Annotated in this window: 16 protein-coding genes; 4 read left to right on the top strand and 12 right to left on the bottom strand. The window is 58.2% G+C overall.

From position 1 onward, the window contains the following. Positions 1 to 47: 47 nt before the first annotated feature. The 7 genes from ccmB to yajC form a co-directional block, all read right to left on the bottom strand. Positions 48 to 704 carry a heme exporter protein CcmB gene (gene ccmB / locus ACR0AU_RS01030; protein WP_170396393.1) on the bottom strand — a complete coding sequence of 219 codons (657 nt, stop codon included), beginning with the start codon at positions 702 to 704 and terminating at the stop codon, positions 48 to 50. Further along, positions 701 to 1,315, bottom strand: coding sequence for a heme ABC exporter ATP-binding protein CcmA (gene ccmA / locus ACR0AU_RS01025; protein WP_170403218.1), 615 nt, complete (start codon positions 1,313 to 1,315; stop codon positions 701 to 703). The genes ccmB and ccmA overlap by 4 nt, the downstream gene beginning before the upstream one ends. A gap of 130 nt (positions 1,316 to 1,445) precedes the next feature. Further along, complete coding sequence (locus ACR0AU_RS01020) at positions 1,446 to 1,799, bottom strand: Mth938-like domain-containing protein (RefSeq protein ID WP_170565867.1); 354 nt, start codon at positions 1,797 to 1,799, stop codon at positions 1,446 to 1,448. 10 nt (positions 1,800 to 1,809) lie between these two features. After that, positions 1,810 to 2,568 carry a TSUP family transporter gene (locus tag ACR0AU_RS01015; RefSeq protein WP_480613196.1) on the bottom strand — a complete coding sequence of 253 codons (759 nt, stop codon included), beginning with the start codon at positions 2,566 to 2,568 and terminating at the stop codon, positions 1,810 to 1,812. Then, positions 2,549 to 3,517, bottom strand: coding sequence for a protein translocase subunit SecF (gene secF / locus ACR0AU_RS01010; protein ID WP_170396385.1), 969 nt, complete (start codon positions 3,515 to 3,517; stop codon positions 2,549 to 2,551). Before secF ends, ACR0AU_RS01015 begins: the two co-directional genes overlap by 20 nt. A gap of 1 nt (position 3,518) precedes the next feature. Further along, entirely contained in the window at positions 3,519 to 5,180 is a 1,662-nt protein-coding gene (gene secD, locus ACR0AU_RS01005; RefSeq protein ID WP_170403231.1) for a protein translocase subunit SecD, read from the bottom strand. Between the two features lie 33 nt (positions 5,181 to 5,213). Continuing rightward, on the bottom strand, positions 5,214 to 5,501 hold the full coding sequence (yajC, locus tag ACR0AU_RS01000; RefSeq protein ID WP_155151194.1) for a preprotein translocase subunit YajC: 288 nt from the start codon (positions 5,499 to 5,501) through the stop codon (positions 5,214 to 5,216). A gap of 192 nt (positions 5,502 to 5,693) precedes the next feature. On the opposite strand from yajC, the gene ACR0AU_RS00995 reads away from it, so the two are divergent. Next, entirely contained in the window at positions 5,694 to 7,358 is a 1,665-nt protein-coding gene (locus ACR0AU_RS00995; RefSeq protein WP_170565860.1) for a mechanosensitive ion channel domain-containing protein, read from the top strand. Positions 7,359 to 7,430: 72 nt separating this feature from the next. Continuing rightward, on the top strand, positions 7,431 to 8,723 hold the full coding sequence (gene serS, locus ACR0AU_RS00990; RefSeq protein WP_170733402.1) for a serine--tRNA ligase: 1,293 nt from the start codon (positions 7,431 to 7,433) through the stop codon (positions 8,721 to 8,723). A 51-nt stretch (positions 8,724 to 8,774) separates the two neighbouring features. On the opposite strand, the gene ACR0AU_RS00985 is transcribed toward serS, so the two are convergent. The 5 genes from ACR0AU_RS00985 to ACR0AU_RS00965 form a co-directional block, all read right to left on the bottom strand. Then, entirely contained in the window at positions 8,775 to 9,371 is a 597-nt protein-coding gene (locus tag ACR0AU_RS00985; protein ID WP_170626636.1) for a helix-hairpin-helix domain-containing protein, read from the bottom strand. An 88-nt stretch (positions 9,372 to 9,459) separates the two neighbouring features. Then, entirely contained in the window at positions 9,460 to 10,446 is a 987-nt protein-coding gene (locus ACR0AU_RS00980; RefSeq protein WP_170396376.1) for a fatty acid desaturase, read from the bottom strand. Between the two features lie 164 nt (positions 10,447 to 10,610). Further along, entirely contained in the window at positions 10,611 to 12,074 is a 1,464-nt protein-coding gene (der, locus tag ACR0AU_RS00975) for a ribosome biogenesis GTPase Der (RefSeq protein ID WP_480795156.1), read from the bottom strand. Between the two features lie 49 nt (positions 12,075 to 12,123). Further along, entirely contained in the window at positions 12,124 to 13,446 is a 1,323-nt protein-coding gene (locus ACR0AU_RS00970) for an outer membrane protein assembly factor BamB family protein (protein ID WP_170396372.1), read from the bottom strand. 40 nt (positions 13,447 to 13,486) lie between these two features. Next, positions 13,487 to 14,158: a hypothetical protein gene (locus ACR0AU_RS00965; protein ID WP_170396370.1), complete on the bottom strand. Its 672-nt coding sequence runs from the start codon at positions 14,156 to 14,158 to the stop codon at positions 13,487 to 13,489. A gap of 226 nt (positions 14,159 to 14,384) precedes the next feature. Between ACR0AU_RS00965 and ACR0AU_RS00960 the strand changes: the two genes are divergently transcribed. Next, entirely contained in the window at positions 14,385 to 15,608 is a 1,224-nt protein-coding gene (locus ACR0AU_RS00960; protein ID WP_480585410.1) for an efflux RND transporter periplasmic adaptor subunit, read from the top strand. Further along, positions 15,605 to 19,420 (top strand): efflux RND transporter permease subunit, encoded by a 3,816-nt coding sequence (locus tag ACR0AU_RS00955; protein WP_480795155.1) that lies wholly within the window; start codon positions 15,605 to 15,607, stop codon positions 19,418 to 19,420. Before ACR0AU_RS00960 ends, ACR0AU_RS00955 begins: the two co-directional genes overlap by 4 nt. Positions 19,421 to 19,426: the final 6 nt, after the last annotated feature.

The raw sequence follows: 19,426 nt of genomic DNA, 5'->3' as shown, positions 1-19,426 counted from the left end.
CCGAGTCGGCGTGGTTCTCAATTGACCTCAGTCAAGCTTTGTGGCCATCACCTAAGATTGATGCGCAGTACCGCTGCGCTGGCAAAGGGTAAAAGTGCGACCGTTGCGGCGGTAATCCCTGCCAGCATTAGCAGGGGCGTTTGCGTCTCCATGCCTGTCGCACCGCGTCGGGCGACCTCGGCTCCGAAAATCAAAGTCGGCACGTAGAGCGGCAAAACCAGAAGCGACAGTAGCAGACCGCCCCGTTTTAGACCAACAGTAAGGGCCGCGCCAAAGGTGCCGATAACGCTCATCGCCGGAGTACCGAGGAGCAGTGAGATCACTAGCCACGAAAACCCGGGTACAGGCAGGTTTAGCAACACGCCTAGGAACGGCGCGGCCAGAACCAGCGGCAATCCTGTGGTTAGCCAATGGGCTAGCGCTTTGACGGTAACAACCGATTCCAACGGAAGCGGCGCGGTCGCGAGCAGATCAAGCGAGCCGTCTTCCCAATCCAGCGCCAGAAGGCGATCAAGTGACAGCAGACACGCCAAAAGCGCGCCCAGCCAAAGAACGCCCGGTGCGATGGTCGAAAGCAGCGAAGATTGCGGGCCAACCGAGAATGGCACCAAAACGGTGACGATCAGGAAGAAAGCAAGACCGAGGCCAAAGCCACCCCCCGCACGGAAGGCCAATTTCAGATCACGCAGCAATAAGGCGATCACAAGAAACCTCCGTCGAAATCGTCGATAGGTTTGGGCTTGGCCTTGTTGGGGCCAACGTCCAGAACCTCTCCGTCCAGTCCAAGATCAATATGGGTCGCAATCAGGGCCGAACCACCCTGCCCCAGATGCGCGCGCACCGCATCCGCAAACATCTGCACGGCGTGACGATCCAGCGAGACCGTCGGCTCGTCCAGCATCCAGATCGGGCGGCCAGTAACCAACATGCGCGCCAATCCCAGACGCCGTTTCTGCCCCGCCGAAAGGTTGCCCGCATGGCGGTCAGCCAACTCGTTCAGCTCAAACGCATCAAGGGCGTGCTGGATATCACGGGTGCCAAAGACCGACGCCCAGAAGTTGAGGTTTTCGACAACGGTCAGGGTCGGTTTTAACCCGTCGGAATGAGACGCGTATGCGATCTGGTCTTCTGCCCCGACGATTTGCCCTGCCAGCGGCGGTTGCAGGCCCGCAAGCGTACGCAGTAATGTTGTCTTTCCGATCCCATTCGGTCCCCGCAGGATCAGCGCCCTTCCTGCCTCGAGCGAGAAGCTCAGCCCTTCGAGCACGGGAACTCCGCCGCGTGCGATGGCCAGATCGGTTACCTTTAAAGTCATGAAGCCCGCTTAGCGGATTGTGCGTGTGGGCAAAAGGTCGGAATTGCCGCAGAGCGGCCGGTTGGGTCGCAGTGAGGGGCCAGCCCCTCACACTCCCCAGGATATTTTTAGCCAGTGGAAGAACAGATCCTCAGACCGGGATCAGCGCAAGCGCAACGCGGCGGCCTTCGGAAAGCAGCACGTTGTAGGTGCGGCAGGCCGCCGGAGAGTTCATGATTTCGACACCCATACCTGCCTCTTCCAATGTGGTGCGCAAGTCGGCTGGGATGTGGGTCAGTTCTTTGCCCGTACCGATGAACAGAACATCGACATGTTCGGACAAGGCCAGCAGGGTCTGGGCGTCGGAGTAACCCGCCCAAGCCGATGTACCAGTGGGGCCGGTCAGGACTGCCCCATCATGAACTTCCCCGCCTATCCGAAAGAACCCGGGGCCATAGCCATCAACCGGCTGAGCGTTTGTATATGTGATCTCGTTCAGGCGCATGTGCAGGGTTCTAGCCCCAAAGCGGCAGGCCGGACAAGGCCGCTGTTGCAATCACCAGATAGGCTGCAGCGCGGTAGAGGTTCTCGTACTCGGGTCGGAACATCCAGCCCCCCAGCCAGTTGCCCGCGATGTTGGGAACCGCAAGCGCAAGGCCCAATCCGATGCTCGCGATCGAAAGACGCCCCATCCCGCCAAGATATCCGAGGATCAGCAAATCGAAAGCAAACAGGAACAGCAGGATCGTCGCGCGGATGATCTCAACCGGTAAGGGCCGTGACATATAAAACAGGATGACAGCAGGCCCCGGTATCCCGGCTACCCCGCCAAGTAGCCCTGCAGCCCCGCCGATCGCAGCAACCATGCCACGCGATACCGCTCCCCGGTAGCGCAGACCAAAAACCAGAACGGCCAGCATCGACAATGAAATCAGGCTGACGATATAGCGGAACACTTCGGGATCGGTCCGGGTCAGCAGCCATAAGCCAACCGGTAGAAGTAGCGCGCACCCGACCAAAAGGCGCATCAGATCTGCCTTGTCAACAACCGTCCATGCGCGGCGCAGGTTCGGGATCGGGCCAAATATGTCCATGACCGTCAGCGCGATGATGGCACCGAAGGGGCCGAGATACGGGCTGGCGATGGGCAGGAAGATCAGGGCCGTCCCAAAGCCGGAGAACCCGCGCACGATGCCCCCAACAAAGGCGGCGAAAATAATAACGGCCAGACCGGTTGGGGTCTGGCCGAAATACTCAGGCATCAATGTTGGCAAACTGGTTGCCCGCCGTATTCGACGGCTTCGACCAGTCGCGCTTGACCCCCAGCCACAGCAGGATGGTCGAGGCCACGAAGACCGACGAATAGGTCCCGACGATCACGCCCCAGATCATCGCGAAGACAAAGCCTCGGATCACGTCTCCGCCCAGTACATAGAGCGAGATCAGCGCCAGCAGCGTGGTCACAGAGGTCATCACTGTCCGGCTGAGCGTTTCGTTGATCGAGATGTTCAGCACCTCTTTGAGGTCTTTCTTCTTGTACTTCCGCAGGTTTTCGCGAACCCGGTCGAAGACGACCACGGTGTCGTTCAGCGAATAGCCGACGATAGTCAGAAGAGCGGCGATAATCGCCAGGTCAAAACGGATTTGTAGTTCCGAGAAGATGCCGATGGTCAGGATCACGTCATGCACCAACGCGGCGACCGCCCCGAGTGCGAACTGCCATTCGAACCTAAGCCAGATATAGACAAGCACTGCGCCAATCGCCAAGGCGACCGCAATGACCGCGGTCTGGATCAACTCACCCGAAACCTTGGGGCCAACCGATTCTACCGAGACGAACTGGATATCCGGCGCGGCGACGGTCAGCGCTTCTTCGACGGCTGTGACGGTTGCGGCCGCCACAGCTTCGGCCCCGTCCTGTGCCTGAATGCGGATCATCGCGACGTTTTCATCCTCGCCAAAGGTGGGATCAAAAATCTCGGTGATGGTCACATCGCCAAGCTCAAGCGGCGCGATGGCGTCGCGATAGGCGCCGACGTCGATCTCTTGCGCGCTTTGGGTCCGAATCGTGGTGCCGCCGCGAAAGTCGATGCCGAAGTTCAGGCCTTGCAGCAGGAATGACGTGAATGCGATTACCATCATCAAACCCGAGATGCCCAGCCAGACCTTCCAACGGCTAAAGAAATCGAACGAGGTGTTTTGGGGTACGAGTTTCAGTCTCATGTCAAACCTCGATCGTTTTCGGACGGCGGCGTTCGAACCACATCACGATCATCAGACGCGTCACAAAGATCGCGGTGAAGACCGAGGTCAGAATACCCAGACCAAGCGTAATGGAGAAGCCGCGCACGGGACCACTGCCCATGGCAAACAGGATGGTTGCGGTAATGAATGTGGTCACGTTTGCGTCCAGAATGGCCGAAAGCGCTTTTTCGTATCCCAGTTCGATGGCACGCGCCGGACCTTTGGCAGATTTCAGTTCCTCGCGGATACGCTCGAAGATCAGCACGTTGGCGTCAACTGCCATGCCCACCGTCAGCACGATACCCGCGATCCCGGGCAAGGTCAGCGTGGCGCCGATCAGTGAGAGCAGGCCAAACAAAAGCCCCACGTTCAGGATCAGCGCAATATTGGCGAAGATGCCGAACAGGCCGTAGCTGAGAGCCATGAATACCAACACGGCGACAAAGGCCACGATTGTCGCGACTTTACCTGCGTCGATACTGTCCTGACCCAGCTCAGGGCCGATGGTGCGCTCTTCCAGGAAATCCAGACCTGCAGGCAAGGCACCTGCGCGCAGCAGAACGGCCAAATTGGTGCTTTCTTCAACTGTGAAGTTGCCAGTGATGATGCCCGAACCACCTGGGATATGGCTTTGGATTACAGGGGCCGAGATCACCTCGTCATCCAGGACGATAGCAAAGGGTGCGCCAATGTTTTCCAGCGTGTAATCGCCGAATTTGCGCGCGCCAGAGGTGTTGAACCGGAAGCTGACCGCAGGGCGGCCGTTCTGGTCGAAAGATGGCTGCGCGTCGACCAATTCTTCACCGGTCACGACGGGTGCGGCGTCCAGAGTGTAATACACACCATCTTCATCGATCGATGGCACAAGCTTCTCGCCAACTCCCGGAATGGCATCCGGGTCAGTCCCGCGTCCAACGACAGGATTGAACGTCAACTGTGCCGTCGTGCCGATAATCTCTTTGAGCTCCCCGGCGCTGCCGATGCCGGGCACCTGAATCAGGATACGATCAGCGCCCTGACGCTGGATCGTTGGTTCGCGTGTGCCAACCTCGTCGATCCGACGGCGGATGATCTCAAGGGACTGGCGCACGGTGCGGTCATCCGAAGCAAGCTTTTCGGCCTCGGACAGTTGGACAACGATAGTGTCCCCCTCGGCGCGAGCCTCTATATCTGTTGCCCCTGCCCCGGTCAGCGTCTGCACCTGTCGGGCCAGACCGCGCACAACCTCTAATGCGCGGGACATGCCCTCGGGTTGGCTGATGCGCACGCGAATCTCGTCAGGCGCCGAATCCTGACGACGGATCGTGCCGACCGTCGCGCGTTCATCACGCAGCGCGTCGCGGATTTCGGGCCACATCGCCTCCATCCGGGATTCGTAGACATCATCAACCTTGACCTCGGCCAGCAAATGCGCGCCGCCGCGCAAGTCGAGCCCGAGATTGACCAGAGACGACGGCAGCCAATTCGGCCATTGCGCGGCCTCGGCCTGCATTTCAGGTGTATCAATGCCAAGCTCAATCGCAGCCTTGGCATCGTTAGATTGTTCGACGCGCGTATAAAACGCATTCGGCAGGGCAAGGAATAGACCGATCACACAGACCGACCAGATCAGAACCCGCTTCCAGGAATCAATTTGCAGCATTACCCTGCCTTTTCAAGGAATTGTCGCGCGAAGTTACTTCGCAGGTTCGGTCTTGTTCAGAACCTGAGCGATGGTCGATTTGACCACGCGAACCTTAACGCCCTCGGCGATCTCGACTTCGATCTCGTTATCGCCTTCCTTGACCTTCGACACCTTGCCGATCAGCCCGCCTTGGGTGACAACCTGATCGCCCCGGCGCACGGCTTCGACCATGGCCTGATGTTCCTTCATCTTTTTCTGCTGCGGACGGATCAGCAGAAAATACATAATCGCGAAGATCAGGATCAACGGGAGAAACTGGGCGATTGCGCCACCTTCCATGGGATATTCCTTTGTTCTGATGATGCAGAGAGCTCTCTGCAAAGTTTGCGGGAACCTATGCTTTGAAACATGGGTTTGCAAGCAAACCTGGCCCCATTTCGACCATCGGGTTCAAAGGTTTGCTGCCGGACGTTGCAGATATGTTCTAGGCAGACCCTTCCAGTCAGATATAGTCCTGTGGCAGGAGGCCTAATGATTCAATCAATCCAGACCCTTGGCGCATTTGTTCGCCTGATGCTCGTGACAACCTGTATAGGTCTTTTGGCGTCGCCCGTATGGGCACAGAACGCCACTAGCGAAGAGCCTGCTATAGAAGACACTGAATCAGAGATTTTTCAGGCTCCGGTTATCGTTGACGGCGACACCTTGTTTCACCTGCGCGGCTCCAGCGCGCTGCCCGCTCCGGAACGGGCCGCGAGTGTACAGAACAAGATCATCGAAATCGCCGAGGCCTCAGACGCCGAGCAGGTCTCCATAACCTTCGAGGACTCAGAGTTCGGCATTCGAATCTTTGCCGATGGTGTTCAAGTTTCGATCGTGACCGATGCCGATTCCGAGCTTGAGCAGATGGACTTGAACGTTCTCAGTTTGTTGCACGGCGACGCTATTAAACAATCCATTGAAAGCTATCGCGCAAACCGCACTGAACAGGCGCGTGTTTCGGGTGCCATCGAAGCCTTAGCATGGACAGCTGGATTCGCGCTTTTTGTCGTCGTTATCCTGTGGCTGCACCGGCGCATTCGCCGCCGTACGCTGAAACTGGTCAAGCGTTACCTCAAGGATGTCGAAACCGCGACCGCAAAAAGCGTTCAGGCCGAGGCCATCGCCGCGTTGATCCGGTATGCTCTGAATTTTGTCCTGCTGGTGATCTTTTTCCTCGGCTTCTACTACTACCTTTCCTTCGTTCTGCTTGCCTTTGCCGAGACGCGCTATTTCGCGCAACTCCTGCTGACCTACTTGACCGAGCCGGTCCTGCTGATCTTCAAAGGCATCCTCAGCTACATCCCAAACCTGATCATGTTGATACTGATCGCATGGATAACGCTGTATATTATCCGGGGCATGCGTGTGTTCTTTGACGCCGTCGAGGCGGGAACCTTTGACATGGGCGATTTTGAAAGCCACTGGGTGAACCCGACCTTCAACATCGCCCGCGTCGTCGTTATCCTGATCGCTCTGGTCTTTGCTGTCCCTTACATCCCCGGATCAGATTCGGCGGCGTTTCAGGGGCTGACGATTCTGGTTGGTGCCATGCTGTCGCTGGGCGCAAACTCGGTCGTCTCGAACATGCTGGCGGGGCTCTTCGTGATCTATCGCCGCTCAACCTCGATTGGGGATCGGATCCAGATCGGGGACCATATTGGCGATGTGGTGCAGATCAAGTTGATGGAGACGCATCTGAAGTCCATCAAGAATGAACTGATCTCGATCCCGAACGCCCAATTGATGAATTCGGACGTGGTGAATTTCTCGAAGAGAACCGACGGTAGCGGGTTGCTGCTGCATACGACCGTCGGGATTGGCTATGAAGAGCCGCCCGAAAAGATCGAAGCGATGCTGATCGAGGCCGCCCATCGCACCAAGGGAATCAAGGCCAAGCCCGAACCTTTTGTTTTGTGGACCGCCTTGGCCGATTACGCGATCAACTATCAGATCAACGGTTATACCACTCGGGGCAGTATCATCCCGAAAATCCGCTCGGACTTACATCGCAACATCGTGGCCGTGTTCAATGAGAATAACGTGCAGATCATGACACCTTCGTACATGGCCGACCCGCCCGAGCCGAAAATCCCAGCCGAAGAGTGGGATGGCCATTTGGCGCATGAATCCCACGAGGAATCGGATAAGTCGTAACCGGTGCTACACCCTGCCATTCAGATGGTGCATAAGCGGATTCAGTGATTCACGCAGTTAAGGATCTGAACCATGCACGACATCCGCGCCATACGCGAAAACCCAGCCGCCTTCGACGCCGCCCTTGCGCGCCGTGGGGACGCGCCGGTGTCGTCAGACTTGCTGAGGCTGGACGAAAGCCGCCGCGCCAAGATTCTGGCTGCTGAGACAGCTCAGGCCGAGCAGAACAAGGCCTCCAAAGAGGTTGGCGCTGCCAAAGGGCGCGGGGATGAAGCTGAATTCGAACGCCTGCGCGCTCTGGTCGCCGAGAAAAAGGCCGAAGTGGCCCGGATGCAGACCGAGGCCAAGGATCTGGACGCTCTGCTGGCCGACCAGCTGATCCGCATCGCGAACCTGCCCGCCGAGGATGTGCCCGAAGGCGCGGATGAGAACGACAATGTCGAGATCAACCGCTGGGGCACACCACGCGAATTGGATTTCGCGCCGAAAGAGCATTTTGAAATCGATGCCGTTCAGAATGGCATGGATTTTGAGACGGCTGCCAAACTCTCTGGCTCGCGCTTTGTGCTGCTTTCGGGCGGCGTCGCGCGCATCCACCGCGCTTTGGCGCAGTTCATGCTGGACACCCATATCAACGAGAATGATCTGACCGAGGTCAACGGCCCGGTTCTGGTTCTATCGGAAATGATGCAGGGCACCGGCCAGTTGCCGAAGTTTGGAGAAGACAGCTATCAAACCCGCGAAGGCTGGTGGTTGATTCCAACCTCCGAAGTGTCGCTGACCAACATCGTCAACGACACGATGATCGAGGAGAGTTACCTGCCTCGCCGCTATACCGCGCATTCACTGTGCTTCCGGTCCGAGGCTGGTAGTGCGGGCAAGGACACACGCGGGATGCTGCGGCAGCACCAGTTCGAAAAGGTCGAGATGGTCTCGGTCACCCATCCGGACAAGTCGGATGATGAACAGAAACGTATGCTGCGCTGCGCCGAAGGCATTCTCGAAAAGCTGGGCATCCCCTATCGCACCGTGATCTTGTGCACCGGCGACATGGGCTTTGGTGCACGACGCACTTACGACATCGAGGCGTGGCTGCCGGGCCAGAATACTTATCGCGAGATCAGCTCGGTCTCGACATGCGGGGATTTTCAGGCGCGCCGCATGAATGCGCGCTTCCGGCCAGAGGCCGGGGGCAAGCCAGAATATGTCCATACCTTGAATGGTTCGGGCCTGGCCGTGGGGCGCTGCCTGATAGCTGTATTGGAAAATGGTCAGAATGCGGATGGGACGGTCACCCTGCCCGAGGTTCTGGCACCCTATCTGGGCGGCAAGCTAACCCTTCAAACCAACGGCACGCTGACATAAAAAACCGGCGCATTCAAGCGCCGGTTCCCGATCAGACAAGGCGGAGAAGTATCACTTCTTCGCCTTTTTCTTATCTTTCTTCTTTCCGGACTTCTTGTCGGACTTCTTCTTATCAGACTTCTTATCGTCCTTCTTTTTGGCGTCCTTTTTCTTAACGTCTTTTTTGGGCTTCTTGTTTTTCTTACCCTTCTTGGACTTTTCTTTGACCTTTTCCTTAGCTTTGGAAAACACCGCCTCCATTTCAGACTTCTTCTTGGCCGCCTTTTCAGCCTTGGCCTTGGCTTTCGCCTTTTTCTTTGCTTTGGCCTCGGCAGCGGCCTGTTCTGCCGCCGCGCGCTCCTTTGCCGCCTTACGCTCGGCCTCGGCCTTGTTCGCAGCCGCATTGCTTTTGGCTGTCGCGCGCTGCACAGCCGATTTCCGCTCGGCAGGCTTGCGGGTGACAGCGCGGCGCGCGGGCTTGGGCTTGGCACCGACGACTTCTTTCGCAGCCGCGATCAGCTTAGCTGCGCGGGTGGAACCGACGCGCGGGGTGCCGGACAAATCTTCCGGTTTGGCCTTGGCAATGGCTTCTGCTGTTTTGTAGCCCTTTGCATTCAAGGCCTTAGCCAGCGCTGGCCCTACGCCACGCACCTCGGTAACTGCGGTCATTTCGTTTCCTTTCGTTAACTCCCCCAGATTGTAAATGCACAGCACATACGTTCCTGAGAGAGCGCCAATTCAAGAATTAGATAGGAGGTTACCCGCTTTCGGCCAGGCGATGGCCTGCAGTTCGGCTGGGAAATGGGACAAGTCTTTTGGCGTCTTCATCCCAAAGTTTCAGATTCAGCGCCGCCACTGCCTCGGGAAACTTAATCCGTCGCGGTGTGTATTCTGGCGGCAGGTTATAGTGGCACGCGCGCAGCCGGTAAGATGGGATGCGGGCATTGAAATGGTGGATGTCATGCAATGTGATGCAGGCCACCGCATTATCGAACCACCAGCCGAAATCCAGCGCCGAGGACCCCTCCAACGCAGCCAGCTTCGGATCCAGTTCGGGGCGGCGATCCCAGTAGGTGTCTTCGAAATTGTGCTGCAAATACACCAGGAACACCCCAAGCATCCCGCCCAGCAGCGAAAACACCAGCCAGACCAGAATGCCGGTGGCACCGGCGATCAAATACAGCAGCCCCAAAAACACAACAATCGAGAGGTTGTGCAGCACCACGCCCATCACACCGAACCGCACGGTGTTCTTGGGCCAGCGATAGCGGATGAAGTATGTGAACAGCGCGCCAACCGGCACTAGAATGAAGGGATTCCGATACAGTCGGTAAAACAAACGCTTTTTCCAATCCGCCTCGTTCCATTCGCGCAGCGTCATGGTGTGGATTTCACCGGTCTCGCGATGCTCGAGGTTGCCGATTCCGGCGTGATGCAGATTGTGGTTCTGCTTCATCACCTCGAACGGGGCAAATGTGAAGGGCGATAACCCATGGCCAGCCCATTCGTTCTGCTCGCGCGTTTCAAACAACGAATGGTGCCCGCAATCATGCTGCAGGACATAGAGACGCACGGCAGAGAAGGCAAAAACGATCCCCGCCGGGATCATGATGTACCAGCGGTCGACATAGGTAATCGCCAATGTAAGCGATGCGAAATACACCGCGAATGTTCCGAAATAACTGAGCGCGGCAAGCTTGTTGTCCTGTACCGCGTATTGTCTTGTATATTCTCTCAGATCCATCACGCCCGCTCCCCACGGAGGTCCGACCAATCACAAATTCAAAATTAAGTGCGGAGATCCCGCAAACAAGCAGCACGTGCAAAACAAATGCACGTGCTTGAATGCTAACGCGCAGAAACGGGGCTGTCACGCCCCCTCTCTGAAAATGCTTGAAATTAGCGCAGTTACGCCCGTCCCTTGAGATGCTTGGCCAGTGCGCCTGCGTTTTTCTTGCGCCGCCCTTTGTAGGGGTTCTTATCCCCCTGTCCGCGCAACGTCAGGCGGATAGGGGTGCCCGGCATATCAAAATCCTCGCGCAGGCCGTTGACCAGATAACGCGAATAGCTGTCAGGCATCTTGTCCGGATGCGAACACATGACAACAAACCCGGGCGGGCGGGTCTTGGCCTGCGTCATATACCGCAGCTTGATCCGGCGCCCCTGCGGGGCTGGCGGCGGGTGCTGTTCCAGCATGGCGGTCAGCCAACGGTTCAGCGCAGCGGTCGGCACCCGGCGGTTCCACACGTCATGGGCACGCAATATCGCGGTGCGCAAACGTTCCAAACCGCGGCCTGTTTTAGCCGAGACTGTGATCAGCGGCGCACCACGCAACTGCGGCAGCAGACGTTCGAAGGATTCTTTTAGGTCGCGCAGCTTTTCCTGTTTGTCTTCTTCGATGTCCCATTTGTTGACGGCGACGACCACAGCACGACCCTCACGTTCGGCCAGATCGGCAATGCGCAGATCCTGTTGCTCGAATGGGATAGCCGCATCCAGCAACACGACGACGACCTCGGCAAACTTGACTGCGCGCAGCCCGTCGGAAACCGAGAGTTTCTCAAGCTTCTCCTGCACCTTGGCCTTCTTCCGCATCCCGGCGGTATCAAAAATCCGCATCGGGGTGCTGTCCCCGTCAGGGTCGGCCCAGTCGATCCGCAAGCTGATCGCGTCGCGCGTGATCCCGGCCTCGGGGCCGGTCAGCAATCGATCCTCGCCGATGATCTTGTTGATCAGGGTGGATTTACCGGCATTCGGACGGCCAACTACAGCGACTTGCAGGGGTTTGTCAGCGGTGATCAGCGGGGCTTCGCCTTTCCCGTCTTCGTCCAGCTCGATATCGGTTTGCGGTGTCTCTTCTACGCGCGCCTCTTCAGCCGCGTCAGCCAGTGGCATCAACTGCGCATAGAGGTCCGTCATCCCCTCGCCATGTTCGCCCGACAGACGCACCGGCTCGCCAAGGCCAAGGTTGTATGCTTCAAGCACGCCCGCATCAGCCGCGTTCCCTTCGGCCTTGTTCGCTGCCAGGATCACGTGTTTGGAGCGCTTACGCAGAATCTCGGCGAACATTTCGTCCGTGGGCGTCAAGCCCACCCGCGCGTCAATCATGAACAGGCAGACATCGGCCAAGTCCACTGCACGCTCGGTCAGGCGGCGCATCCGACCTTGCAAGCTGTCATCGGTTGCGTCCTCAAGACCCGCCGTATCGATCACGGTAAAACGCAAGTCGCCCAGCCGCCCTTCACCTTCGCGCAGGTCACGCGTCACGCCGGGCTGGTCGTCGACCAAAGCCAGGCGTTTGCCCACAAGGCGATTGAACAGAGTGGATTTGCCCACATTCGGGCGCCCCACGATGGCGAGGGTCAGCGACATGATACTCAACTTTCAAGACTCAAGATGCGCCCTTTAACGCATCTTGTCGTCAACGGAAAGCGTGCAGTTCGCCCTTGGTCGACACAACATACAGCGTCTGACCCGCCACAACCGGTGCCGTGGTCGCGCCACCCGGCACTTCGACCTGATGCACCAGCGCTCCGTCGACGGGATTGAAGAAGCGCAGATAGCCGTCGTTCGAAGCCACGACAAGGCGTCCACCGGCCATGATCGGGCCGTAATGGGCAAAGATCGGCCCCCGGCGGCCCGGCTTGTTCTTGACGAAGCCCGGCAGATCGATGGCCCAGACAGTCGAGCCATCGGCTGCATCCAACCGTACCAACTGGCTGCGATCACTGATCAGAAAAACACTGTTCCCCGCCGGCCAGACTGTATCAACGGCCCCCTCCGGTGCAGTCCAGTTCCGCTCACCCGAATTCCCGTCGAAGGAAACCGTGCGCCCCGAGTGGTTGCCGATTATGACCGAACTACCCGACACCATGGGCCCGGCGGTCACATCCACGATCTGAGCTGCCGCTCGGCCCCGACGCCCGCCTGCAACGGACGCGTTCCAGCGTAAAATACCGCCCCGGCGGAATGTTGCCGCGACATCACCCGATCCAAAGGCAAAGACTGACAAGTCCGAGGCAATCACGGGCGCAGGTGCACCCAGAACGTTGCCGACGCTCGGCGTGCCTTCGATTTGCCAGATGATCCGCCCATCCTTGGTATTCACCGCCCAACCGGTTTCGTCCCCGGCCACCAGATAGAGTATGCCGCCGCTAACCAATGGAGCACCGCTGCCAGTTGCATTCAGACGTTTCTGCCACCTTTGCGCCCCGGATTTCGCATCGAGCGCGGTCAGCCTACCGAAACCCGACGAGACATAAAGCACACCGTCGGCATAGGCGAGCCCTCCGCCTGTGGCATCCCCGTCCTTTTCATTCGGCGGGATAAGGTTTGTGCTCCAGGCGACCTGCCCTTGGGGCGTAACAGCCGAGACATTTGCCCCGGAATCGAGCGTATATATCAGGCCACCAGCAACAACAGGGTCTGCGGTGATCCGCTGTTTTCGGCTATCGCCGGACCCAATGTTAGCAGACCAAATACGTTGCGGTGTGGCACTCAGCGCTGCGTTGGTAGTGCGGAAGGCGGGTGTACCCGCGCTTTGCGACCAGTTGGCGTTGCGGCTTTGAGCCGGAATACTGATCGGTTTGGCGCCACGGGTTTCAACGGTTTCGTTGTCGATGGAGGCACGAATATCCTCACGCTCACCCGGCAGAATGACTTCGGGTTCCTGACAGGCGCTGAGAACGGTGAGCGCGGCTGCCGCAACGGGCAATCCGAAGCCTGAGAAATAACGTGATAGCATAATCTACAAACTCGCCTGTGATGTTCCGTTTCGCTGCCGGTTAACCCTGCTGGTTCGCCACGGGCTCGGGTTCGCCCCCAAGCGCGACGATCAGTTGAGCCGCGCGCTGTTGCAGATCGACGCTGGCCTCGGCGTCCTGGCGCAACGCCTGCAAACGGTCCAAAGCGGCTTGCGTATTGCCCTCGGCCACATCGATCAGGGCCAATTGTTCTTCGGCGAGCAGACGCAAAGGAGCACCAGGTATGGCCAGCGCTTCGAACTGTTGACGACGATCCGCCACTGGCATCGTGTCAGTTTGCAGTAGCAATGCCTTGAAACTTGCAATCGCGCGATAGATTTCAGGCAAATCCCCCTGCGTGGCGATCGCGTTCAGACTGTTCACCGCATCTTGCGCCGATCCGGCCTCGGCCTGAGAGGCGGACAGCAACATGTTCAAAACCGCGTCACCGCCGACAGACGCAGCATCGATCGCCTGCAGGCTTTGTGCCCGTTCGGCCGATCCGTTTTCAGCCAGCGCTGACAGAATCGCATCACCTAGAGCCTCGGCCTGGTTGGTATCGCGTGCTTTTCGGTATTCGTTGAACGCAGCGCCCCCGACAATGGCCACGACAGCCAGCACACCAACCCAGCCCCAACGGCGCAAAAGAAGGTACATGCGATCGCGGCGCACCTCTTCGGTGACCTCTTCAATAAAACTGTCGGCGTCGCTCATCCCTGCCCCCAGGCTTAAGTGTCCGGTTTTCTAGCGCCATGTCATACCCCGGCGATCAGGCCAAGCCAAGTGCCCGAATTCATACATTTGCCACCATATGGGTGACCCTTGCGTAAAAAACTAAACCGAACTATTCAGTTCAGTATGGAAAAGACATGGCCACAGCCCCATTTTAAGGGATAGCGGCTAAAGCCGACCGCGCGAACAGATCTGGAGATTCTACCGCATGCGATTGATTTCATTCGTTAACGCCATTTTGGTTATTGTTGCGTTGTATTTTCTTGTTTTCGAGCGCGACGCGCTGTTTGCATTTGCAGGTCGCGGAGACGAACCATCCGAGACCGCGACCGAGGCCTCGGAATCGGTGCAATCACCGGACTCGATCGGCGTTGTCGTGCTGCGCTCGACTGCGCGCGAGATCGGCAGCGCCGTTCAATTACGGGGTCAGACCAAGGCAAACCGCCAGGTCGAGGTCCTTGCCGAAACCATTTCGACAGTCCTGTCCGAGCCCAAGCGCAAAGGAGCTTTTGTCGAAGCAGGAGATCTGCTGTGCGAGCTTGATCCCGGAACCCGGCCCGCGAGCCTGGCCGAAGCCATGGCAGCCAAGCTTGAGGCCGAAAGCCGCGTTCCCGAGGCCGAAGCGCGCCTGGAAGAAGCCCATGCCCGTTTGGCTGAAGCCGAAATCAATCTGAAAGCAGCCCGCAAGCTGTCGGAAACCGGGTTTGGATCAGAAACGCGCCGTATCTCAAGCGAAGCTGAAATGAGCACTGCCGAGGCCGGAATCAAATCCGCCGAGGCCGGTTTGGAAGCTACGCAAGCCGGGATTGAAGCCGCCACCGCAGCAGTAGCAGCCGCTCAGCGCGAGATTGATCGCCTGACCATCAGCGCACCGTTCAAGGGTCTGCTTGAAAGTGATACTGCGGAATTGGGCAGCCTGATGCAGCCCGGCTCACTCTGTGCAACCGTCATCCAGCTCGACCCGATCAAGCTGGTGGGCTTTGTGCCTGAATCCGAAGTGAATCGGATCATTGTCGGATCGATGGCAACTGCGCAGTTGGTTACGGGGCTGCAGGTCGAGGGGCGCGTGACCTTCCTCAGCCGTTCGGCTGATGAAACCACGCGGACATTCGAGGTCGAGATCACAGTGCCAAACCCGGAACTGCTGATCCGTGACGGCCAAACCGCCAACATTCAGATCGCGGCCGAAGGGGTCAAGGCGCATCTGCTGCCCCAATCCGCACTGACCTTGAACAATGAAGGTGAGCTTGGTGTTCGCACCGTGGTAGCCGACAATGTCGTTGATTTTGTTCCGATCCGCCTTCTGCGTGACACCGCTGATGGTGTATGGGTTGGTGGCCTGCCGGAAACTGCTGATATCATCGTGATCGGGCAGGAATTCGTCACACGTGGTGTGACGGTCGCGCCGACATACAAGGAAGCATCGCAATGACGGGTATCGTCAGTTGGGCCGCAAGCCGTGCCAGAATGGTGCTGGCTTTCATCGCGATTTCGCTGGTCATCGGCGGGTATGCTTATGTCGGGCTCCCAAAAGAGGGTGAACCCGACATCGATATCCCGATGCTCTTTGTGTCGGTGCAGTTTCCAGGGATTTCAGCCGAGGACAGCGAAAGCCTGCTGATCAGGCCGATGGAAACCGAGATGGCCGATCTCGACGGGTTGGACACGATGACAGCCACCGCCGCCGAGGGCTATGCAGGTATTCTGCTGGAGTTCGAGTTCGGTTGGGACAAATCCGCCACCATCGCGGATGTTCGCGATGCCATGAACACCGCGCAAGCTGATTTCCCTGATGGGGCCGAGCAATACACGATTACCGAGGTCAACTTCTCCGAGTTTCCCATCGTCATTGTTAACCTGACCGGCCCGGTACCTGAGCGTACAATGGCGCGCGTTGCCAAAGATCTGCAGGACGAACTTGAGGCGTTGGACGCAGTGCTGGAAGCTGGCATTGCCGGAAACCGCGATGAAATGCTTGAGGTCGTGATCGACCCGCTGCGGCTTGAGGCCTACAATGTCACGGCCGCCGAACTGATCAACGTTGTGCAAAACAACAACCAACTGATCGCTGCAGGTGAGGTCGAGACCGAACAGGGCACGTTCTCGGTCAAGATCCCGTCGTCATTTAAGACTGCTCAGGACGTCTATGGCCTGCCTGTCAAGGTCAACGGAGACCGGGTGGTCACTTTAGGCGAACTGGCCGAAATCAACTATACCTTTGAAGACCGCGCGGGCACGGCCCGGTTCAACGGCGAACCCACCGTCGCGCTGCAGGTCGTCAAGCGCAAGGGCTTCAATCTGATCGACACCGTTGCGCTGATCAAAGCCACTGTCGCCGAAGAACAAATCAAGTGGCCAGCCGAACTGCAGGCCGCTGTTGATGTGGGCACCTCAAACGACCAAAGCCGCATCGTCGATTCAATGGTGCGCCAGCTTGAAGGATCGGTTCTGACCGCCGTCGCGCTCGTGATGATCGTGGTGCTGGCTTCGTTGGGAACACGCGCCGCGTTGTTGGTGGGTTTTGCCATTCCAACCTCGTTTCTGTTGTGCTTCGCCTTCCTCGCGATGATCGGGGTCACCATCTCGAATATGGTGATGTTTGGCCTGATCCTTGCCGTGGGCATGCTGGTCGATGGCGCCATCGTTGTTGTGGAATATGCCGACAAGCGCATTAAAGAAGGCGTTGGTCCGATGCACGCCTATGTCGAGGCGGCGCAACGGATGTTCTGGCCGATTGTTTCGTCGACGGCCACTACCCTGTGTGCATTTCTTCCGATGTTGTTCTGGCCCGGTATTCCCGGCGAGTTCATGAAGATGCTGCCCATCACGCTGATCTTCGTTCTGTCGGCCTCGCTGATTGTGGCACTGATCTACCTGCCGGTCGTGGGCGGTGTCTCGGGCCGTATGAGCCGCAGTTTCGAGCGCAGCTCGAACTGGCTGCGGGCCCGCACGCCTTGGTGGCTGCGAGTGCTTCTGGTACCGCCTTCACTGTATATGATCTTCCTCGGCGCGATGCAGGTTTTGAACCCCAACTATCTGCTGCCCGGCGGTTCACTTGCTGGCGTGCTACTGTTTCTGTTCGGCGCCTTCGCTGGGTCGGTCACGCTGAGTGCTGCCAAGATCGAACGCGCCCCGGATGAACATGTTCATACCGCTAAAGAGCACACGCCCTTCGGTTATGTGATCAAGTTCCTGGTCGGCAATCCGGTCATGCCGGTGGTGTCCATCGCAGTCGTCTTTGCGGCGGTGTTCTGGGTCGCATTCATCATATTCCCGCAAAACTCTCGCGGAGTTGAATTCTTCGTGGAAAGCGAACCGGAACAGGCCACGGCCTATGTCCGGGCACGCGGCAACCTGTCTCTGGCTGAAAAGGACGAAATGGTTCTTGAGGCCGAGCGCGTGATCAGCGAACACCCGGCGGTGATTAACGTATTTGCCTTTGCGGGCGAAGGTGGGCTCAATCAGAACAATGGCGGTGCAGAAGCCCCCGCCGACACAATTGGTCGCGTCCAGTTCGAGCTCATTCCTTGGGAAGATCGCCCAATCAGCTCTGAACAGATTACCGGTTGGTTCTGGGGACCGATTGCAGGTCTACTTGGCTTTGCAAAGGAAGAAGTCGCGGCGGAATATGACGGCAATTTTGTTCTGGACGAACTAACCGCAGAGCTGGCAACCCTTCCTGGCTTTATCGTTGATCTTCAGGCGCTGGAACAAGGTCCCGCTTCCGCCAAGCCCGTTCATCTGCGCATAAAAGGCGATAGCTGGCAGGATCTGACGGCCGCGACCGTCACAGCACGAGAAGCCTTTGACACCACACCCGGCCTGATCAAGATCGAGGACACCCTGCCCCTGCCCGGCATCGACTGGCAGATCGACGTGGACGTGGCCAAGGCGGGTCGATTCGGCGCGGACGTCGCAACCGTTGGCGCGATGGTACAGCTTGTGACGCGTGGCATCTTGCTGGGTGAAATGCGGCCGGATACAACCGATGAAGAGGTAGAAATCCGCGTCCGCCTACCTGATCAGGATCGCGTCCTGTCGACGCTGGATACGCTGAAAGTTCGCACACCGGACGGGTTGGTCCCCCTGTCGAACTTCGTCACCCGCAAACCCGTGGCTAAGCTCGCCGAGATCAATCGCGCGGATCAACAGCGCTACTATGACGTTAAAGCGGATGTCGAGCCTGGGCTGAGCAAGATCGTGACCACCGGTCCTGACGGTGCAGAGCTGCGTTTGGCAACCGTGCGCGCGATTGGCGAAGGTGCCACACCAACTGGCACCACGATTACCAGCGCGGACGGAGCAGAGTTCGAACTCGTTCAACTAACGGGTGCCGAGAACGTGGGTGAAGTGCGGTCCGCCATCGAAAGCGGTGACGCTCGGTTTGCCCTGATCAATCCGAACGAACGGATTGCCGTGCTGACCGAGTGGCTGGAAACCGACCCTTTTGGTCGCACCATCACTTGGGAATGGACCGGCGATCAGGAGGATCAGGCTGAAAGCCAGGCGTTCCTGTCCAGCGCATTCCTGGCAGCACTGGGTCTAATGTTCGTGATCCTGCTGGCGCAGTTCAACTCGTTCTACAACTCGGTGCTGGTGCTGCTGGCCGTGGTTCTGTCTACGACCGGCGTGTTGCTGGGCATGATGGTAATGCAACAACCGTTCTCGATCATCATGACCGGGACCGGGATCGTGGCGTTGGCCGGGATCGTGGTGAACAACAACATTGTTCTGATCGACACCTATCAGGAATATAGCGGCTACATGTCTCGCATTGATGCAATTGTCCGCACGGCTGAGGCGCGCATCCGTCCGGTTCTGCTGACTACGCTGACAACAATGGCGGGTCTGACCCCGATGATGTTCGGCCTGTCGCTGGATTTCATCGGCGGAGGGTATTCGATCGACAGCCCCACGGCACTGTGGTGGAAACAGTTGGCCACGGCGGTGGTCTTTGGCTTGGGTACGGCCACGGTGTTGACACTGATCGTGACGCCGTCATTCCTGGCGCTGCGAGTGTGGGTCACAACCTACGCGGTATGGCTGGGTAAGGCGCTGGCACGCGCCACGGCGGGTCGATCCAGCCAAATCGCGCAGGACATGGCAATCGGCCAAAGCGCGCGAGATGTGCAAGCAGCCGAAATGATCTGGACCGATGAACAGGACAAAGCTGCCCCTGATCAGAGCGCTCAGGACGACCGCCCCGATCATCCCCCGACAACACCGCTGAAGGCGGCGGAATAAAAAAAG

The sequence above is a fragment of the Ruegeria sp. CG1 genome (assembly GCF_056537265.1).
Note: the sequence above shows the minus strand (reverse complement) of the source record. Positions and strands in the feature narration are given on the sequence as shown.